General features: G+C 52.8%; 18 protein-coding genes. 15 read left to right on the forward strand and 3 right to left on the reverse strand.

The window, feature by feature from the left end; all coding sequences use genetic code 11:
• Nucleotide 1: 1 nt before the first annotated feature.
• From ubiE to tatD, 7 genes are all read left to right on the forward strand, one after another.
• Nucleotides 2-757, forward strand: a complete 756-nt coding sequence (gene ubiE, locus OGV71_RS02370) for a bifunctional demethylmenaquinone methyltransferase/2-methoxy-6-polyprenyl-1,4-benzoquinol methylase UbiE (protein ID WP_003017897.1) — start codon at nt 2-4, stop codon at nt 755-757.
• A gap of 13 nt (nt 758-770) precedes the next feature.
• Nucleotides 771-1,376: a ubiquinone biosynthesis protein UbiJ gene (gene ubiJ / locus OGV71_RS02375; protein WP_204583135.1), complete on the forward strand. Its 606-nt coding sequence runs from the start codon at nt 771-773 to the stop codon at nt 1,374-1,376.
• Complete coding sequence (gene ubiB / locus OGV71_RS02380; protein WP_003841233.1) at nt 1,373-3,013, forward strand: ubiquinone biosynthesis regulatory protein kinase UbiB; 1,641 nt, start codon at nt 1,373-1,375, stop codon at nt 3,011-3,013. Before ubiJ ends, ubiB begins: the two co-directional genes overlap by 4 nt.
• A gap of 78 nt (nt 3,014-3,091) precedes the next feature.
• On the forward strand, nt 3,092-3,346 hold the full coding sequence (tatA, locus tag OGV71_RS02385) for a Sec-independent protein translocase subunit TatA (protein WP_003017888.1): 255 nt from the start codon (nt 3,092-3,094) through the stop codon (nt 3,344-3,346).
• A 3-nt stretch (nt 3,347-3,349) separates the two neighbouring features.
• Nucleotides 3,350-3,898 (forward strand): Sec-independent protein translocase protein TatB, encoded by a 549-nt coding sequence (gene tatB, locus OGV71_RS02390; RefSeq protein ID WP_071696836.1) that lies wholly within the window; start codon nt 3,350-3,352, stop codon nt 3,896-3,898.
• A gap of 2 nt (nt 3,899-3,900) precedes the next feature.
• Entirely contained in the window at nt 3,901-4,692 is a 792-nt protein-coding gene (tatC, locus tag OGV71_RS02395; RefSeq protein WP_003017884.1) for a Sec-independent protein translocase subunit TatC, read from the forward strand.
• Nucleotides 4,693-4,733: 41 nt separating this feature from the next.
• Nucleotides 4,734-5,516, forward strand: a complete 783-nt coding sequence (gene tatD, locus OGV71_RS02400) for a 3'-5' ssDNA/RNA exonuclease TatD (RefSeq protein WP_003017882.1) — start codon at nt 4,734-4,736, stop codon at nt 5,514-5,516.
• Between the two features lie 5 nt (nt 5,517-5,521).
• On the opposite strand, the gene rfaH is transcribed toward tatD, so the two are convergent.
• Entirely contained in the window at nt 5,522-6,010 is a 489-nt protein-coding gene (gene rfaH / locus OGV71_RS02405; RefSeq protein ID WP_003017881.1) for a transcription/translation regulatory transformer protein RfaH, read from the reverse strand.
• A gap of 204 nt (nt 6,011-6,214) precedes the next feature.
• Between rfaH and ubiD the strand changes: the two genes are divergently transcribed.
• The 4 genes from ubiD to OGV71_RS02425 all read left to right on the forward strand — a co-directional run bounded on the left by ubiD (nt 6,215) and on the right by OGV71_RS02425 (nt 10,580).
• Nucleotides 6,215-7,708, forward strand: coding sequence for a 4-hydroxy-3-polyprenylbenzoate decarboxylase (ubiD, locus tag OGV71_RS02410; protein WP_003844649.1), 1,494 nt, complete (start codon nt 6,215-6,217; stop codon nt 7,706-7,708).
• Nucleotides 7,709-7,748: 40 nt separating this feature from the next.
• Nucleotides 7,749-8,450: an NAD(P)H-flavin reductase gene (fre, locus tag OGV71_RS02415; protein WP_003017873.1), complete on the forward strand. Its 702-nt coding sequence runs from the start codon at nt 7,749-7,751 to the stop codon at nt 8,448-8,450.
• Between the two features lie 227 nt (nt 8,451-8,677).
• A complete protein-coding gene (locus OGV71_RS02420) occupies nt 8,678-9,592 on the forward strand; it encodes an ROK family protein (protein WP_204583134.1) in 915 nt (304 codons plus the stop codon).
• 7 nt (nt 9,593-9,599) lie between these two features.
• Entirely contained in the window at nt 9,600-10,580 is a 981-nt protein-coding gene (locus OGV71_RS02425) for a LacI family DNA-binding transcriptional regulator (protein ID WP_071696838.1), read from the forward strand.
• A gap of 178 nt (nt 10,581-10,758) precedes the next feature.
• Here OGV71_RS02425 and fadA read toward each other — a convergent pair whose 3' ends face one another.
• Both fadA and fadB read right to left on the reverse strand, forming a co-directional pair.
• Nucleotides 10,759-11,922: an acetyl-CoA C-acyltransferase FadA gene (fadA, locus tag OGV71_RS02430; protein WP_071696839.1), complete on the reverse strand. Its 1,164-nt coding sequence runs from the start codon at nt 11,920-11,922 to the stop codon at nt 10,759-10,761.
• Nucleotides 11,923-11,931: 9 nt separating this feature from the next.
• Nucleotides 11,932-14,121 (reverse strand): fatty acid oxidation complex subunit alpha FadB, encoded by a 2,190-nt coding sequence (gene fadB / locus OGV71_RS02435; RefSeq protein ID WP_204583133.1) that lies wholly within the window; start codon nt 14,119-14,121, stop codon nt 11,932-11,934.
• A 189-nt stretch (nt 14,122-14,310) separates the two neighbouring features.
• Here fadB and pepQ point away from each other — a divergent pair, with 189 nt between their 5' ends.
• From pepQ to hemG, 4 genes are read left to right on the forward strand one after another with little or no spacing between them, the layout of a single operon-like run.
• Nucleotides 14,311-15,642, forward strand: a complete 1,332-nt coding sequence (gene pepQ / locus OGV71_RS02440) for a Xaa-Pro dipeptidase (protein WP_032950648.1) — start codon at nt 14,311-14,313, stop codon at nt 15,640-15,642.
• A complete protein-coding gene (locus OGV71_RS02445) occupies nt 15,642-16,256 on the forward strand; it encodes an IMPACT family protein (protein ID WP_003017851.1) in 615 nt (204 codons plus the stop codon). The genes pepQ and OGV71_RS02445 overlap by 1 nt, the downstream gene beginning before the upstream one ends.
• A gap of 38 nt (nt 16,257-16,294) precedes the next feature.
• Nucleotides 16,295-17,746 (forward strand): Trk system potassium transporter TrkH, encoded by a 1,452-nt coding sequence (trkH, locus tag OGV71_RS02450; protein ID WP_003017848.1) that lies wholly within the window; start codon nt 16,295-16,297, stop codon nt 17,744-17,746.
• A gap of 11 nt (nt 17,747-17,757) precedes the next feature.
• The gene (gene hemG, locus OGV71_RS02455; protein ID WP_086550646.1) at nt 17,758-18,303 is read left to right on the forward strand and encodes a menaquinone-dependent protoporphyrinogen IX dehydrogenase; all 546 of its coding nucleotides are present in this window, start codon (nt 17,758-17,760) and stop codon (nt 18,301-18,303) included.
• The last annotated feature ends 98 nt before the right edge of the window (nt 18,304-18,401 follow it).

Genomic DNA, 18,401 nt, shown 5'->3' on the forward strand with positions numbered 1-18,401 from the left:
GATGGTGGATAATTCACAAGAAACGACGCACTTTGGCTTTCAGACCGTCGCTAAAGAGCAGAAAGCTGACATGGTGGCCCACGTTTTTCATTCTGTGGCCTCTAAATATGACGTTATGAATGACTTAATGTCATTCGGCATTCATCGTTTGTGGAAGCGCTTCACCATTGACTGCAGTGGCGTGCGTCGCGGGCAAACCGTTCTCGATTTAGCAGGCGGTACCGGCGATCTGACGGCGAAATTCTCTCGCATGGTAGGCGAAACCGGCAAAGTTGTGCTGGCGGATATCAATGACTCAATGCTCAAAATGGGTCGCGAAAAGCTGCGCAATATTGGTGTGGTGGGTAACGTTGAGTACGTTCAGGCGAATGCGGAAGCACTACCTTTCCCTGACAACACGTTTGACTGCATCACCATCTCTTTCGGTCTGCGCAACGTTACGGATAAAGACAAAGCATTACGCTCCATGTACCGCGTATTGAAGCCGGGCGGACGTCTACTGGTGCTGGAATTCTCCAAGCCGATTATCGAACCGTTGAGCAAAGCCTACGACGCGTACTCTTTCCATGTTCTGCCGCGTATAGGTTCAATGGTAGCAAGCGATGCGGACAGCTACCGCTATCTGGCGGAATCCATCCGCATGCATCCCGATCAGGACACCTTAAAAGCAATGATGCAAGATGCCGGGTTCGAAAGCGTTGATTACTACAACCTGACAGCAGGTGTCGTTGCGCTGCATCGTGGTTACAAGTTCTGACAGGAGAGTGGGGATGCCTTTAAAACCCTTAGTGACCGCAGGCGTTGAAAATCTGCTCAACACCTTTCTGTACCGCTCTCCTGCGCTCAAGTCAGCCAGAACGCGTTTACAGGGCAAAGTGCTACGTGTTGATCTCAAAGGATTTTCAACATCGTTAGTCCTGGTGTTTAGTGAGCGCCAGGTCGATGTGCTGGGGGCGTGGGGAGGCGAAGCCGATTGCACCGTAATCACATATGCCAGTGTGTTACCGAAATTGCGTGACAGACAGCAACTCACCACGCTTATCCGCAGCGGTGAACTGGAAGTCCAGGGTGATATCCAGGTAGTACAGAACTTTGTTGTGCTGGCCGATCTGGCGGAGTTGGATCCTGCAGAACTGTTAGCACCCTATACCGGCGATGTCGTCGCGGAAGGGGTCAGCAAAGTCTTGCGTGGTGGAGCGAAGTTCCTGTGCCATAACTTTCAGCGCCAGCAGCGCTATGTCGCCGAAGCGATCACCGAAGAGTGGCGCATGGCTCCTGGCCCACTAGAGGTTGCATGGTTTGCTGAAGAAACGGCAGCCGTTGAGCGCGCGGTTGAATCTCTGGCCAAACGGCTGGAAAAACTGGAGGCCAAATGACGCCAGGTGAAGTACGGCGCCTTTATTTCATCATTCGCACTTTTTTAAGCTACGGTCTTGATGAACTCATCCCCAAAATGCGAATCACGCTGCCGCTTCGGTTGTGGCGTTACTCGTTGTTCTGGATGCCTAACCGACATAAAGACAAACCGCTGGGAGAAAGGCTGAGACTGGCTTTACAGGAACTCGGCCCGGTGTGGATCAAGTTTGGGCAGATGCTCTCCACCCGTCGTGACCTTTTCCCTCCGCACATCGCCGATCAGCTTGCGCTATTGCAGGATCGTGTTGCCCCGTTTGATGGGCTTAGAGCGAAAAAACAAATCGAAGAGGCCATGGGCGGGCTGCCCGTCGAGGAATGGTTTGATGATTTTGAAATCACGCCGCTGGCATCTGCGTCTGTTGCTCAGGTTCACACTGCGCGATTGAAATCGAATGGCAAAGAGGTGGTGATCAAAGTTATTCGCCCGGACATACTGCCGGTCATCAAAGCGGATTTAAAACTGATCTACCGCCTGGCTCGTTGGGTTCCTCGTCTGCTGCCAGATGGGCGTCGCCTGCGACCAACAGAAGTCGTCCGTGAATATGAAAAAACGTTGATTGATGAGCTAAATCTGCTGCGCGAATCGGCGAACGCCATTCAGCTACGACGTAATTTTGAAGATAGCCCGATGCTGTACATCCCGGAAGTGTATTCCGACTATTGCAGTCAGAACATGATGGTGATGGAGCGCATTTACGGTATCCCGGTTTCAGATGTCACCACGCTTGAGAAGAACGGCACCAATATGAAGTTGCTGGCTGAACGTGGTGTTCAGGTCTTCTTTACTCAGGTTTTCCGCGACAGCTTTTTCCATGCGGACATGCACCCCGGGAACATTTTTGTCAGTTATGAGCACCCTGAAAACCCGAAATACATTGGTATTGATTGTGGGATTGTGGGCTCTTTAAACAAAGAAGATAAGCGTTACCTGGCTGAAAACTTCATTGCGTTCTTTAACCGCGATTACCGCAAAGTTGCTGAACTGCACGTGGATTCTGGTTGGGTTCCACCGGATACCAACGTAGAAGAGTTTGAATTTGCCATTCGTACCGTATGCGAGCCGATTTTTGAAAAACCGCTGGCGGAGATTTCCTTTGGTCATGTGCTGTTGAATTTGTTCAACACTGCGCGCCGCTTCAATATGGAAGTCCAGCCTCAACTGGTATTGCTACAGAAGACGCTGCTGTACGTTGAGGGTGTCGGACGACAGCTCTACCCGCAATTAGATTTGTGGAAAACGGCTAAGCCATTCCTCGAATCCTGGATTAAAGATCAGGTCGGTATTCCGGCGCTCGTTAGGGCATTTAAAGAAAAAGCACCGTTCTGGGTCGAAAAAATGCCAGAAATACCTGAACTGGTGTATGACAGTTTGCGCCAGGGCAAATATTTACAGCACAGTGTTGATAAGATTGCCCGCGAGCTTCACGCGAATCATGTACGCCAGGGACAATCCCGTTATTTATTGGGCATTGGCGCAACATTGTTGCTAAGTGGAACATTCCTGCTGGTAAGCCGCCCTGAGTGGGGGCTTATGCCGGGCTGGTTGATGGCAGGCGGTGTCTTAGCCTGGTTAATCGGCTGGCGCAAAATGCGCTGAATTTTTCATCGCCCAAGGCAGGCCGTGTAACGTATACTACGGCCTTATTAATTCATCATCTATGACAGAGGAACATGTATGGGTGGTATCAGTATTTGGCAGTTGTTGATCATTGCCGTCATCGTTGTACTGCTATTTGGCACCAAGAAACTCGGCTCCATCGGTTCCGATCTTGGCGCATCGATTAAAGGCTTCAAAAAAGCGATGGGTGATGATGAGCCTAAGCAAGATAAAACCAGCCAGGACGCTGATTTTACAGCTAAATCTATCACCGATAAGCAGGGCGAAGTGAAAAAGGAAGACGCCAAAAGCCAAGATAAAGAGCAGGTATAATCCGTGTTTGATATCGGTTTTAGCGAACTGTTATTGGTGTTCGTGATCGGCCTCATCGTCCTGGGGCCGCAACGATTACCCGTAGCGGTAAAAACGGTGGCTGGCTGGGTGCGTGCTTTACGTTCCCTGGCAACTACTGTTCAGAATGAACTGACCCAGGAGCTTAAGCTTCAGGAGTTTCAGGACAGCCTGAAGAAAGTAGAGAAAGCGAGCCTGACAAATCTGACCCCGGAGCTGAAAGCGTCAATGGATGAGCTGCGTGAAGCGGCGGAATCGATGAAGCGTTCATACAGCGTGCACGATCCTGAGAAAGCGAGCGATGAAGCGCACACTATCCATAATCCGGTGGTGAAAGAAGGTGAAGCGCAGCGAGAAGGGGTCACCCCTGCCGCCGCTGAAAATCAGGCCAGTTCGCCGGAGCAAAAACCGGAATCCACGGGTGCTAAAACGCCAGAGCCGACGGAAAACGCTTCCGCCACGTTGATGGATGCAGAAAAGAAAGCTGCCGCACCTGTTGTCGAATCCTCATCCTCGTCGAGTGATAAACCGTAAACATGTCTGTAGAAGATACCCAACCGCTCATCACGCATCTTATTGAGCTGCGTAAGCGACTCCTGAACTGCATTATTGCGGTAATCGTGATCTTTCTGGCGTTGGTTTATTTTGCCAACGACATTTACCATATGGTTGCAGCGCCGCTGATTAAACAGATGCCGCAGGGCGCAACGATGATCGCCACCGATGTGGCTTCGCCGTTCTTTACGCCAATCAAGTTGACCTTCATGGTGTCGCTGATCCTGTCAGCGCCAGTGATCCTCTACCAGGTATGGGCATTCATTGCGCCTGCTTTGTACAAACATGAACGTCGCCTGGTTGTGCCGCTGCTGGTCTCCAGTTCGTTGCTGTTCTACATCGGCATGGCATTCGCCTATTTTGTCGTCTTCCCGTTGGCGTTTGGTTTTCTGGCTAACACGGCTCCGCAAGGCGTGCAGGTATCAACGGACATTGCCAGCTATCTCAGCTTTGTAATGGCGCTATTTATGGCTTTCGGTGTCTCTTTTGAGGTCCCTGTCGCCATTGTGCTGCTATGCTGGATGGGCATTACGACGCCAGACGATTTACGTAAGAAACGACCTTACGTTGTGGTGGGAGCATTCGTCGTCGGGATGTTACTGACCCCGCCAGATGTCTTCTCGCAAACGTTGTTGGCGATACCGATGTACTGCCTGTTTGAAGTGGGCGTTTTCTTCTCTCGTTTCTATGTCGGCAAGCGACGTACGCGAGATGAGGACAACGAGGCTGAAGAAGCAAAAGAAGCCGAAGCCACCGAGAAAACAGAAGAGTAAATTCAACCGCCCGTCAGGGCGGTTGTCATATGGGAGGTAGCATGTTTGACATTGGCGTTAATTTAACCAGTTCACAATTTGCAAAAGACAGGGATGATGTTGTGGCGCGCGCCTTTGCTGCGGGCGTAAACGGTATGCTTCTGACCGGAACAAACCTGCACGAAAGCCAGCAGGCGCTAAAGTTGGCACAGCATTATCCGCATTGCTGGTCCACGGCTGGCGTGCACCCGCATGACAGCAGCCAATGGCAGTCCTCAACGGAAGACGAGATTATCGCGCTGGCAAACCAGTCTGAGGTGGTCGCTATTGGCGAGTGCGGTCTGGATTTCAATCGCAATTTCTCCACGCCGCAGGAGCAGGAACGTGCTTTTGAGGCGCAGCTGCGCATTGCTGCTGAACTGCAGATGCCGATTTTCATGCATTGTCGGGATGCCCACGAGCGTTTTCTGACGTTGCTGGAGCCGTGGCTGGATAGCCTCCCAGGCGCGGTGCTGCACTGTTTTACCGGAACGCGACAGGAGATGCAGGACTGCGTGGACCGGGGACTCTATATCGGTATCACCGGCTGGGTCTGTGATGAGCGCCGGGGGATGGAACTGCGGGAACTGCTGCCGTTTATTCCGGTGGAAAGGCTGCTGATTGAAACCGATGCGCCTTACCTACTCCCTCGCGACTTAACGCCTAAACCGACGTCACGGCGCAATGAACCGGCGCACCTGCCACATATTCTTGAGCGTATTGCCCACTGGCGCGGTGAAAATCCTCAATGGCTGTCAGCAACCATTGATGCTAACGTCCGAACGCTGTTCGAAGTGACCTTCTAAACGGCTTAAATTTTCCGAAAGCCGGTATTTTTCACGCTCTGCTTAACCTCTTTATTCAACAGGTTAAGCAGTAGCATGGAACGCGCTTCGCCATCCGGTTCGGTGAAGATCGCTTTTAGCCCCTCAAACGCCCCTTCAGTAATAATCACGCTGTCCCCTGGCTGAGGAGTTTGCGGGTCAACAATTCCTTCAGGCTTGTAGATAGAAAGCTGGTGAATAACGGGAGAAGGAACTGTCGCAGGCGTCGCGCCAAAACGGACGAAATGGCTGACACCACGCGTGGCATTGATAGTGGTGGTGTGGATCACTTCCGGGTCGAACTCGACAAACATGTAATTAGGGAATAGTGGTTCACTGACTGTGGTACGTTTACCGCGCACTATTTTTTCCAGGGTGATCATAGGCGTCAGGCAGTTCACCGCCTGTCTTTCCAGGTGTTCCTGGGCTCGCTGAAGTTGCCCACGTTTGCAGTACAGTAAATACCAGGATTGCATAATAACTCTTATCCGCTTGTTCTGAGCGCCAGCATAGCAAAAGCCATGCGTTAAGTTAATTATACCCGCCTCAACGCAGGCTGAAACCCAATGGGTATATACTCCCAGGGCTTATATGTATCGCCAGAGTTCACGCTAATTTAACAAAAATACAGCATCACAATGATGAACGCCGTATAATGAAGCGCTTACGAAGAGGCCACAATGGACGCCATGAAATATCACGATTTACGCGACTTCCTGACGCTGCTTGAACAGCAGGGCGAGCTCAAACGCATTTCGCTTGAGGTGGATCCCCACCTGGAAATTACTGAAATTGCCGATCGCACTCTGCGTGCCGGTGGGCCTGCGTTACTGTTTGAGAATCCGAAAGGCTATTCAATGCCGGTGCTGTGTAACCTGTTTGGCACACCAAAGCGTGTTGCGATGGGGATGGGACAAGAAGATGTCTCGGCGCTACGAGAAGTCGGTAAACTGTTGGCGTTTTTGAAAGAGCCAGAGCCACCGAAAGGATTCCGCGATCTGTTTGATAAGCTGCCGCAGTTTAAGCAGGTGTTGAACATGCCGACTAAGCGGTTGCGTGGTGCGCCTTGTCAGCAAAAAATCTACTCAGGCGATGACGTTGATTTAAACCGCATTCCGATTATGACATGCTGGCCGGAAGATGCCGCGCCGCTGATTACCTGGGGACTCACCGTCACGCGTGGTCCGCATAAAGAGCGGCAGAATCTGGGCATCTATCGCCAGCAGCTGATTGGTAAAAACAAGCTTATTATGCGCTGGTTGTCCCATCGCGGCGGCGCGCTTGATTATCAGGAGTGGTGCGCGGCGCATCCTGGTGAACGTTTCCCGGTTTCAGTGGCGTTGGGGGCAGATCCTGCGACCATTCTGGGGGCCGTGACGCCCGTTCCTGATACATTATCCGAGTATGCATTTGCCGGGCTGTTGCGCGGTACCAAGACCGAAGTGGTCAAATGTATTTCCAACGACCTGGAAGTGCCTGCCAGCGCAGAAATCGTACTGGAAGGGTACATCGAACCGGGCGAGCTGGCTCCAGAAGGGCCCTATGGCGATCATACTGGCTACTACAACGAAGTAGATAATTTCCCGGTCTTTACCGTCACCCACATTACCCAGCGTGAAGATGCTATTTATCACTCTACCTATACCGGACGTCCGCCTGATGAGCCAGCAGTGCTCGGCGTGGCGCTGAACGAAGTATTCGTTCCTATTCTGCAAAAGCAGTTCCCGGAAATCGTCGATTTTTACCTGCCTCCGGAAGGCTGTTCATATCGTCTGGCCGTGGTGACGATGAAAAAACAGTACGCAGGCCATGCCAAACGCGTCATGATGGGTGTTTGGTCGTTTTTGCGCCAGTTCATGTACACCAAATTTGTTATTGTCTGCGATGATGACGTTAACGCGCGCGACTGGAATGATGTAATTTGGGCTATTACTACCCGTATGGACCCCGCCCGGGATACGGTACTGGTAGAGAATACGCCAATTGATTACCTGGACTTTGCCTCGCCGGTTTCCGGCCTTGGTTCAAAAATGGGGCTGGATGCCACAAATAAATGGCCGGGCGAAACCCAACGCGAATGGGGACGTCCGATTAAAAAAGATCCTGAAGTGACTGCGCGTATTGACGCAATTTGGGATGAACTGGCCATCTTTAATGACGGCAAAAGCGCCTGAGGCGCGATCGTTTTGCCTATTGATCCGACAGAGAGAGCGCATGACAACCTTAAGCTGTAAAGTGACCTCGGTAGAAGCTATAACTGACACCGTATATCGCGTTCGTTTAGTGCCAGACGCGGCGTTTTCCTTTCGTGCTGGCCAGTATTTAATGGTCGTGATGGACGAAAGGGATAAGCGTCCGTTCTCCATGGCATCAACGCCGGACGAGCAAGGATTCATTGAGCTGCACGTTGGCGCCTCTGAGCTAAATCTTTACGCCATGGCCGTGATGGACCGTATTCTGAAAGACCGGGAAATCAAGGTCGATATTCCGCATGGCGAAGCCTGGCTGCGTGATGAAGACGAGCGCCCGCTGATCCTGATTGCCGGAGGTACAGGATTCTCTTACGTGCGTTCTATTCTGCTTACCGCGCTGGCACGCAATCCCAACCGCGATATCACGATTTACTGGGGCGGGCGCGAAGAGAAGCATCTCTACGATCTCTCAGAGCTGGAAGCATTGTCGGTGAATCACCCGAACCTGCGTGTTGAGCCGGTGGTAGAGCAGCCTGAAGACGGCTGGCGTGGTCGTACGGGAACCGTGTTAACGGCAGTATTGCAGGATTACGGTACTCTGGCGGAACACGATATCTACATTGCTGGTCGTTTTGAGATGGCAAAAATCGCGCGCGACCTGTTCTGTAATGAGCGTCAGGCACGTGAAGATCGCCTGTTTGGCGACGCGTTCGCGTTCATTTAAGCGCTGTGCGCCGGAGTCCTTCCGGCGCATCCATCACCAACCTTACTTCTTCTAACAGGGTGCAAGCCTGGTCTCACAACTCCTCTTTTCAGAACATTTTTAGTAAACATGTTTTTCCTATCTATTAACCATAAAACTGATTTTTTGTGACGGGTCTCATTTTGTTTAGTAAACAAAATAGGCAAGCTGTATCGCATCACATTGCTGGACATCAACGAGGGAAAACCATGAGGCTCGGACTGGATATCGGCGGGACTAAAATTGAAGCGGTGGTGATTGATAACGCGGGTGAAATTGTTTACCGCGAGCGATGTGCGACACCAAAGCAGAGTTACGGTGATTTTTTCCAGGCCGTGACGGAGATGATTTCTAAGGCCAGACTGGCCGTTAATCAGTCTTTATCGGTTGGTGTTGGAGTGCCTGGCGCGGTGGATAGCGAAGGTTTGATTAAGAATTCGAACATCCTGGTGTTGAATCAGCAGGCTTTTGCTCAAGACCTTGAGCGAGCGTTAGGAATACCCGTGCCTGTTACTAATGATGCCAACTGCTTTACCCTGTCGGAAGCGATGGACGGTAGCGGAAACGGGCATAGCGTGGTATTTGGCGTGATCCTCGGTACCGGTTGCGGCGGTGGACTATGCATCGATAACCGTTTGATCTCTGGGCCTAACGCCTGTGCAGGAGAGTGGGGACATAATGCATTGCCGCGCTACCACGAATCTCGGGATGGGGCTGAAGTGACATGCTATTGCGGACAGGTGAACTGTATTGAGAGCTTTATTTCCGGCAGCGGCCTGGAGCGTCAGTATATGAATCACACCGCGCAACATGCAGGTGTGCCACATATTATGCAACGGGTAGAATCGGGTGATGCAGATGCCTGTTTGTTATGGGAACGCTATTGCGATCAGCTGGCGCGCGCGTTGGCGGGGGTGGTGAATACGCTCGATCCCGATGTTATCGTGCTGGGCGGTGGGGTATCCAATATCACTTTACTGTACTCAAGCTTGCAGGCGCGAGTGGCGCAGTACGTATTTGGTAAACAGTGCCGTACGCCGATCGTTCAGGCCCGACACGGTGACAGCAGCGGCGTACGCGGCGCGGCTTGGCTGGGGGCGCAAAAGGCCAGCGTAAATCAATGAGAGTGACATGACGAAACCTGTACGTATCAGGGACATTGCCGAAGCTTGTGGTGTCTCGGTTGGCGCGGTTTCCCGCGCCCTGAAAGGGCAGCCAGGGCTACGTGAAGATACCCGGCTGCGCATTATTTCTGTGGCGCAGCAGCAGGGTTATGATTTTTCTCGCCTGCGTGCAGACAAGATCAAACGCGTCCTGTTTTTGCTGCACCGCCAGCACAATATCAGCCGGGCATTGCCGTTTTATTCTCAACTGCTGCTGGGGATAGAAGATAACTGTCGTGACCATGGTATTGCGCTGAGCTTTCTCTCCATTGGTCCTGGCGATGCAGTGAGTGAGCAGGTGATGTTGCACCAGCCTGATGCGCTGATCTGCGCGGGATTTTTTGAGCCTGAATTACTTGGCTTGCTGCAACAGATGAAACTGCCGTTGGTGCTGGTGGATCTCTGGGCGCCGGGCCTGCCTTGCGTGAACCCGGACAATACCCAGGGCGGTTATCTGGCCACGCAACATCTGATTGCGCAAGGGCGTAGCCGTATCGCTTTTCTTGCCAGTTCGCTTGCGCACTACAGCATCCGTCAGCGCGAGAAGGGCTACCGTCAGGCATTGTATGAAGCCCGTTTGCTGATGCCGCCAGAGTATGAAGCCATTGCGCCGCCACTGCTGGATACCGAGCAATCTTTGGTGGAGGCGATTAATGAATTGCTCAGTCTGCCAGAGCCGCCCGACGCTATTTTTGCCTATAACGACGCGGCAGCGCTGGTTGTTCAACGGGTGTGTGCGCAGCAGGGTATACGTATCCCGGAAGATCTTGCGTTGGTGGGGTTTGATGATATTGATGCTGCGGCCTGGTCACATCCACCACTCACCACCATTGCGGTTGATAAACAACAATTGGGGCGTGAAGCGCTGCGTTTATTGCTGGAAGAAAATCAGGAAGAGAATCTGCTGTTGCCGGTGCAGTTAGTGGTGCGTGGTAGTTCATGGAAATAAAAAACCCGCCCCTGACAGGCGGGAAGAACGGCAACTAAACCTTTCCCCGTCATAATTCACACTGCCTCTTTGTTGGCTGCCTTTGCTCACCCCGGTCACATAGTTATCTATGCTCCCGGGGATTCGCTCAGTTGCCGCCGCGATGCAGCGCGAATTATTTAGGGGAATTTATCTTTGATTAAACTCGCTCAAATACCGTCGCGATGCCCTGACCTAACCCGATACACATCGTCGCCAGACCAAACTGCACGTCTTTACGTTCCATCAGGTTGAGCAGGGTGGTGCTGATACGTGCCCCGGAGCATCCCAGTGGGTGGCCCAGAGCGATCGCGCCGCCGTTGAGGTTGATCTTCTCGTCTATCTGCTCCATCAGTCCCAGATCTTTAATGCACGGCAGGATCTGAGCGGCAAAGGCTTCGTTCATCTCAAACAAGCCGATGTCGCTGGTGGAGAGTCCCGCTTTTTTCAGCGCCAGCTTTGAGGCTGGAACCGGACCGTAACCCATGATTGACGGGTCGCAGCCAACAACAGCCATCGAACGAATACGGGCTCGTGGCGTCAGACCCAGCTCACGGGCGCGACTTTCACTCATCACCAGCATCGCCGCTGCGCCGTCGGAGAGCGCGGAGGATGTACCGGCAGTGACCGTTCCACTAACCGGATCGAACGCCGGGCGCAGGGTGGAGAGCGCTTCAACGGTTGTCTCCGGGCGGATAACCTCATCGTAGTTAAACTGCTTCAGCACGCCGTCGGCATCATGACCGCCGGTTGGGATGATTTCGTTTTTAAATGCGCCAGACTGTGTTGCAGCCCAGGCGCGAGCATGTGAACGTGCGGCGAAAGCATCCTGCATTTCACGGCTGATGCCGTGCATGCGGGAGAGCATTTCTGCGGTCAGACCCATCATCCCCGCCGCTTTTGCTACGTTGCGGCTCATGCCCGGATGGAAATCAACGCCGTGGCTCATTGGTACATGGCCCATATGCTCCACGCCACCAATCAGGCATGCCTGAGCATCGCCGGTCATGATCATACGTGCCGCGTCGTGCAGCGCCTGCATTGATGAACCGCACAGGCGGTTCACGGTGACCGCCGGAACGGAGTGCGGAATTTCCGCCAGCAGCGCGGCGTTACGGGCGATGTTGAAACCCTGCTCCAGCGTTTGCTGCACACAGCCCCAGTAAATGTCATCCAGCGCGGTTGGAGCCAGTGCCGGATTACGCGCCAGCAGGCTACGCATTAAGTGTGCGGAGAGATCTTCTGCCCGCACGTTACGAAACGCCCCCCCTTTTGAACGGCCCATCGGGGTACGGATCGCATCAACAATTACAACCTGTTCCATTGTGACTCCTTAAGCCGTTTTCAGGCTGCCAACCGGGCGGGCAGGCTCAACCTGGGGATAATACGGTTCGTTATGGCGCGCCTTATCACGCAGACCAGCCGGAACTTCATACAGCGCTCCGAGGTGCTGATACTGCTGGGCCATATCGAGATACTTCGCGCTGCCGAGCGTATCCAGCCAGCGGAACGCGCCGCCGTGGAACGGAGGGAAGCCCAGGCCATACACCAGTGCCATATCGGCTTCTGCCGGGCTGGCTATAATGCCTTCTTCCAGGCACCGTACCACTTCGTTGACCATTGGGATCATCATGCGAGCGATAATCTCTTCATCACTGAATTCGCGTTTCGGCTGGCTGACTTCTGCCAGCAGATCATCAACGGTGGCATCCTCTTCTTTTTTCGGCTTGCCCTTGTTGTCTTCTTTATAACGCCAGAATCCAAGACCGTTTTTCTGTCCGAAACGGTTAGCATCAAACAGGGCGTCTATCGCGTCGCGATAATCTTTCTGCATACGCTGAGGGAAGCCTGCGGACATCACTGCCTGCGCGTGATGTGCGGTATCAATTCCCACCACGTCCAGCAGATAAGCCGGGCCCATCGGCCAGCCAAACTGTTTTTCCATGACTTTATCGACTTTGCGGAAATCCGCCCCATCGCGCAGCAGCTGGCTGAAACCGGCAAAATACGGGAACAGCACGCGGTTCACGAAGAAACCGGGGCAGTCGTTGACCACAATTGGCGTTTTGCCCATCTGGCTTGCCCATGCGACAACTTTGGCGATGGTTTCATCCGAGCTTTTCTCGCCGCGAATGATCTCAACCAGTGGCATGCGGTGTACTGGGTTAAAGAAGTGCATCCCACAGAAGTTTTCCGGGCGCTTGAGCGCGCTGGCCAGCTCGTTGATTGGGATGGTAGAGGTATTCGACGCCAGTACGGTGTCCGGGCGTACCTGATCTTCGGTTTCCGCCAGTACCGCTTTTTTCACTTTCGGGTTTTCCACGACCGCTTCAACCACCACGTCCACACGCTCAAAACCGCTATAGTCGAGGGTTGGATGAATAGTGGAAATCACGCCCGCCATTTTCAGACCGTCAATTTTGCCGCGCTCAAGCTGTTTGTTCAGCAGTTTGGCCGCTTCGGTCATGCCCAGCGTTAATGATTTGTCGTTGATATCTTTCATGACAACCGGCACGCCTTTCCAGGCTGACTGGTAAGCGATGCCGCCGCCCATAATGCCTGCACCCAGCACTGCCGCTTGCTTTGGTGCTTCAATATTTTTGGTGAGCTTTTTGGCTTTGGCTTTCACGAACTGATCGTTAAGGAAGATCCCAACCAGCGCGCGAGCTTCACTGGTGTGCGCCAGTGGCACAAAGCTTTTATTTTCCAGATTCAGCGCTTCTTCACGGCCAAAACGAGCCGCTGCTTCAATGGTTTTTACCGCGGTAATCGGTGCGGGATAATGCTTACCTGCCGTCTGCGCCACCATGCCTTTGGCGATGGTAAAGCTCATAGCCGCTTCAATTTTGCTGAGTTTCAACGGCTCCAGCTTAGGCTGACGTTTGGCTTTCCAGTCGAGGTCGCCTTTAATCGCCTGACGTAATACCGCGATCGCGCCATCAAGCAGTTTGTCTTGCTTCACTACGCCATCGACCAGACCGATTTTTAGCGCCTGCTCAGCACCAACATCTTTACCTGCCGCAATAATTTCCAGCGCGCTGTCCGCTCCCAGCATACGTGGCATACGCACGGAGCCGCCAAAGCCCGGCATAATGCCCAGCTTGGTTTCCGGCAGGCCAATGCGCAGGTCCGGCGTTGCCAGACGATAATCGGTTGCCAGGACACACTCGCAGCCACCGCCCAACGCATAACCATTTACCGCTGAGAGGGTCGGAACAGGTAGATCTTCGAGGCGGTTAAAGACGCTGTTGGCAAAATGCAGCCACTGGCTCAGTTGCTCTTCAGGCACGAGGAACAGTGAAAGGAATTCGGTGATATCGGCACCAACAATAAAGGCTGCTTTGTTAGAGCGCAGAAGCAGCCCTTTTAAATTCGGTTGTTTTTCCAGCACATCAAGCGCATGGCCCAGGCTGGCAACGGTGGCCGTGTCGAGTTTATTGACCGAACCAGGGGCATCGAACACCAGTTCGGCGATGCCATCTTCCAGCCAGTCGAGGTACAGGGTGTCGCCTTTGTAAAGCATGTCAGTCTCCTGAATCCGCAAGGTGATCTGGTCATACCAGATGAATCGAAGTGTGTGTTTTATGTTAATAAAATGCAAATGAATGATTAAAGAAATGACGATTCGATCACGCTCGGCAGAAATCACGCACTCACAAAGCGATGTGCTAAGATGCGGAGACTTGAGGTCAAAAAAACAGAAGGGTAGAAAATGGAATCACTGGCCGCACTCTATAAAAATCATATCGTTACCTTACAAGAACGGACGCGCGACGCGCTGGAGCGCTTCAAGCTGGATGCGTTACTTATTCACTCAGGCGAACTTGTTAACGTCTTTCTCGACGATCATCCGTACCCGTTTAAGGTCAATCCGCAATTCAAAGCCTGGGTGCCTGTCACGCAGGTTCCTAACTGCTGGTTGCTGGTGGATGGCGTAAACAAGCCGAAACTGTGGTTCTACCTGCCGGTCGATTACTGGCACAACGTTGAGCCGCTGCCTACCTCTTTCTGGACGGAAGAAATCGAGATCATCGCGCTGCCGAAAGCGGATGGTATCGGTAGCCAACTGCCAGCTGCTCGCGGCAATATCGGTTACATTGGCCCGGTTCCGGAACGTGCCCTGCAACTGGACATCGCGGCCAGCAACATCAACCCGAAAGGGGTGATTGACTACCTGCATTATTACCGTGCCTATAAAACGGACTACGAACTGGCCTGTATGCGCGAAGCGCAGAAAATGGCGGTAAATGGACACCGTGCAGCAGAAGAAGCGTTCCGTTCCGGAATGAGCGAGTTTGACATCAACCTCGCTTACCTGACTGCCACCGGTCACCGCGACACCGACGTGCCATACAGCAACATCGTGGCGCTTAACGAGCATGCTTCGGTTCTTCATTACACCAAGCTGGATCATCAGGCGCCGTCTGAAATCCGCAGCTTCCTGCTCGACGCTGGCGCGGAATACAACGGCTATGCGGCAGACCTGACGCGAACCTGGTCGGCGAAAAGCGACAACGACTATGCACATCTGGTGAAAGACGTTAACGACGAAGAGCTGGCGCTGATTGCCACCATGAAAGCAGGTACCAGCTACGTGGATTACCACATTCAGTTCCATCAGCGCATCGCGAAGCTGCTGCGTAAGCATCAAATCATCACCGATATGAGTGAAGAGGCGATGGTAGAAAACGATCTTACCGGGCCGTTTATGCCACACGGCATTGGTCACCCGCTGGGCCTGCAGGTACATGATGTCGCTGGCTTTATGCAGGATGACAGTGGTACCCATCTGGCCGCGCCGTCGAAGTATCCTTACCTGCGTTGCACCCGCGTATTGCAACCGGGCATGGTTCTGACCATCGAACCGGGCATTTACTTCATTGAATCTCTGCTGGCGCCATGGCGTGAAGGGCAGTTCAGCAAACACTTCAACTGGCAGAAAATTGAAGCCCTGAAACCGTTCGGCGGTATTCGTATTGAAGACAACGTGGTGGTCCACGAAAACAATATCGAAAACATGACGCGGGATTTGAAACTGGCGTAATGGACAGTTGGTTAATCCCTGCGGCGCCGGTTAGCGTCGTCGAAGAGATCAAAAAAAGCCGCTTCATTACGCTGCTCGCCCATACGGACGGCGTAGAAGCGGCAAAAGCGTTTGTTGAGTCAGTCAAAGCGGAACACCCGGACGCCCGCCACCATTGCGTGGCATGGGTGGCGGGTGCGCCCAATGACTCGCAGCAGCTGGGATTTTCAGACGATGGCGAACCGGCGGGTACGGCAGGTAAACCGATGCTCGCACAACTGATGGGGAGCGGTGTTGGTGAGATTACCGCTGTAGTCGTGCGCTACTACGGCGGTATCCTTCTCGGTACTGGAGGGTTGGTAAAAGCCTACGGCGGCGGTGTGAATCAGGCGTTGCGCCAGTTAACGACACAGCGCAAGACGCCATTAACCGAATATACTTTGCAGTGTGAGTACGGTCAGCTGGCAGGCATTGAAGCCTTGCTGGGGCAGTTTGACGGTAAAGTCGTTGCCAGTGATTACCAGGCTTTTGTTCGACTCAGGGTGGCGCTTCCTTTTGCCAAAGTGGATGAGTTTTCGGCAAAACTGGCGGATTTTAGTCGTGGTTCATTGCAATTGTTAGCGATTGAAGAATAATCCCCACCTCATTTTAAAGAACTAAGGAAGCGGCAGAGATGCATTTTCGCGCCATCACCCGAATCGTTGGACTACTGGTCATCTTATTCTCGGGGACAATGATTATCCCTGGACTGGTAGCGCTCATCTACCGTGACGGGGCAGGGCGTGCATTCACCCAAACTTTCTTCGTTGCTTTGGCGATCGGCTCCATGCTGTGGTGGCCAAACCGTAAAGAGAAGGGCGAGCTGAAATCGCGCGAAGGATTTCTGATTGTCGTTTTGTTCTGGACCGTTCTGGGCAGCGTGGGTGCGCTACCGTTCATCTTTGCGGAAAGCCCTAACCTGACGATAACCGACGCTTTTTTTGAATCCTTTTCCGGATTGACCACTACCGGTGCGACGACGCTGGTGGGGCTGGATTCATTGCCACACGCGATTCTCTTTTATCGCCAGATGCTGCAATGGTTCGGCGGGATGGGGATCATCGTGCTGGCGGTGGCTATCCTGCCTATTCTTGGCGTGGGTGGGATGCAGCTCTATCGGGCAGAAATGCCGGGGCCGCTGAAAGATAATAAGATGCGCCCGCGTATTGCCGAAACGGCGAAAACGCTGTGGCTTATCTATGTATTACTGACGGTGGCGTGCGCGCTGGCGCTATGGTTTGCCGGGATGCCCGCGTTTGACGCCATTGGGCACAGTTTTGCCACGATTGCCATCGGTGGTTTTTCCACACACGATGCCAGCGTGGGGTATTTCGACAGTCCCACGATTAATACGATTATTGCAATCTTCTTGCTGATCTCCGGTTGTAACTATGGTCTGCACTTCTCTTTATTAAGTGGGCGTAGTCTGAAGGTTTACTGGCGCGATCCGGAATTCCGCATGTTCATCGGCGTGCAGTTGACGCTGGTGGCTGTCTGTACGTTGGTGCTGTGGATACACAATACCTATGGCTCGGCGCTCACGACGATCAACCAGGCCTTTTTCCAGGTGGTATCTATGGCGACGACTGCCGGATTTACCACGGACAGTATTGCCCGCTGGCCGCTGTTCCTGCCGGTGCTGCTGCTGTGTTCTGCTTTTATCGGCGGCTGTGCCGGGTCGACGGGGGGGGGCTTGAAGGTGATTCGTATCCTGCTGCTGTTTAAGCAAGGCAACCGCGAATTGAAACGACTGGTTCATCCGAATGCGGTTTACAGTATCAAACTGGGTAACCGTGCGTTGCCGGAGCGAATTCTTGAAGCCGTATGGGGATTCTTCTCTGCCTATGCGTTGGTCTTTATTATCAGTATGCTGGCGATTATTGCGACCGGCGTTGATGACTTCTCCGCGTTTGCCTCTGTTGTGGCAACGTTGAATAACCTGGGGCCTGGACTGGGGGTTGTTGCCGACAACTTTGCCAGTATGAACCCTGTGGCGAAGTGGATCCTGATTGCCAATATGCTGTTTGGTCGTCTGGAGGTCTTTACTCTGCTGGTGCTCTTTACCCCTACCTTCTGGCGTGAATAATGGAGTAACACGTGAAAACACTGATTCTTTTTTCTTCCCGGGACGGACAAACGCGTGAAATCGCTGAATATCTGGCTTCTGAACTCAAAGAGCTGGGCGTTTGGGCAGATGTTGTTAATTTGCATCGTACCGCGGAGCCGGACTGGCAAAATTATGACAGCGTGGTGATTGGCGCCTCGATTCGCTATGGTCATTACCATGCTGCTTTTCAGGAGTTTGTGAAAAAGCATGCCACACGGCTGAATTCGATGCCGAGTGCGTTCTACTCCGTAAACCTCGTTGCCCGTAAACCGGAAAAACGTACGCCGCAAACCAACAGCTATGCGCGTAAGTTCCTGATGAGTTCGCCGTGGCGACCAGATCACAGTGCAGTCATTGCGGGTGCTTTGCTGTATCCCCGCTATCGCTGGTATGACCGCGTTATGATCCAACTGATAATGAAGATGTCAGGCGGTGAAACGGATGCGAATAAAGAAGTGGTGTATACCGATTGGGAACAGGTTGCGAGATTCGCGCGGGAAATAGCCCAATTAACCAACAAAACGTCGTTAAAATAAACGTAAAGAATAAAAAACACGCACTCGGAAGATTATTTTAAATTTCCCCTTGTCAGCCTGAAATAACTCCCTATAATGCGCCTCCACTGACACGGAAC

It is taken from the genome of Citrobacter sp. Cf088 (genome assembly GCF_030334295.1).
GTDB classification, from domain to species: domain Bacteria; phylum Pseudomonadota; class Gammaproteobacteria; order Enterobacterales; family Enterobacteriaceae; genus Citrobacter; species Citrobacter freundii.

What these genes read in the sequence shown, in the direction of transcription:
- OGV71_RS02445 (WP_003017851.1), top strand. Translation starts at nt 15,642, where the DNA reads ATGGACAGTTGGTTAATCCCTGCGGCGCCGGTTAGCGTCGTCGAAGAG.
- ubiD (WP_003844649.1), top strand. Translation starts at nt 6,215, where the DNA reads ATGGACGCCATGAAATATCACGATTTACGCGACTTCCTGACGCTGCTT.
- tatD (WP_003017882.1), top strand. Translation starts at nt 4,734, where the DNA reads ATGTTTGACATTGGCGTTAATTTAACCAGTTCACAATTTGCAAAAGAC.
- trkH (WP_003017848.1), top strand. Translation starts at nt 16,295, where the DNA reads ATGCATTTTCGCGCCATCACCCGAATCGTTGGACTACTGGTCATCTTA.
- ubiB (WP_003841233.1), top strand. Translation starts at nt 1,373, where the DNA reads ATGACGCCAGGTGAAGTACGGCGCCTTTATTTCATCATTCGCACTTTT.
- pepQ (WP_032950648.1), top strand. Translation starts at nt 14,311, where the DNA reads ATGGAATCACTGGCCGCACTCTATAAAAATCATATCGTTACCTTACAA.
- tatC (WP_003017884.1), top strand. Translation starts at nt 3,901, where the DNA reads ATGTCTGTAGAAGATACCCAACCGCTCATCACGCATCTTATTGAGCTG.
- rfaH (WP_003017881.1), bottom strand. Translation starts at nt 6,010, where the DNA reads ATGCAATCCTGGTATTTACTGTACTGCAAACGTGGGCAACTTCAGCGA.
- fre (WP_003017873.1), top strand. Translation starts at nt 7,749, where the DNA reads ATGACAACCTTAAGCTGTAAAGTGACCTCGGTAGAAGCTATAACTGAC.
- ubiE (WP_003017897.1), top strand. Translation starts at nt 2, where the DNA reads ATGGTGGATAATTCACAAGAAACGACGCACTTTGGCTTTCAGACCGTC.
- tatA (WP_003017888.1), top strand. Translation starts at nt 3,092, where the DNA reads ATGGGTGGTATCAGTATTTGGCAGTTGTTGATCATTGCCGTCATCGTT.
- OGV71_RS02420 (WP_204583134.1), top strand. Translation starts at nt 8,678, where the DNA reads ATGAGGCTCGGACTGGATATCGGCGGGACTAAAATTGAAGCGGTGGTG.
- fadB (WP_204583133.1), bottom strand. Translation starts at nt 14,121, where the DNA reads ATGCTTTACAAAGGCGACACCCTGTACCTCGACTGGCTGGAAGATGGC.
- OGV71_RS02425 (WP_071696838.1), top strand. Translation starts at nt 9,600, where the DNA reads ATGACGAAACCTGTACGTATCAGGGACATTGCCGAAGCTTGTGGTGTC.
- fadA (WP_071696839.1), bottom strand. Translation starts at nt 11,922, where the DNA reads ATGGAACAGGTTGTAATTGTTGATGCGATCCGTACCCCGATGGGCCGT.
- ubiJ (WP_204583135.1), top strand. Translation starts at nt 771, where the DNA reads ATGCCTTTAAAACCCTTAGTGACCGCAGGCGTTGAAAATCTGCTCAAC.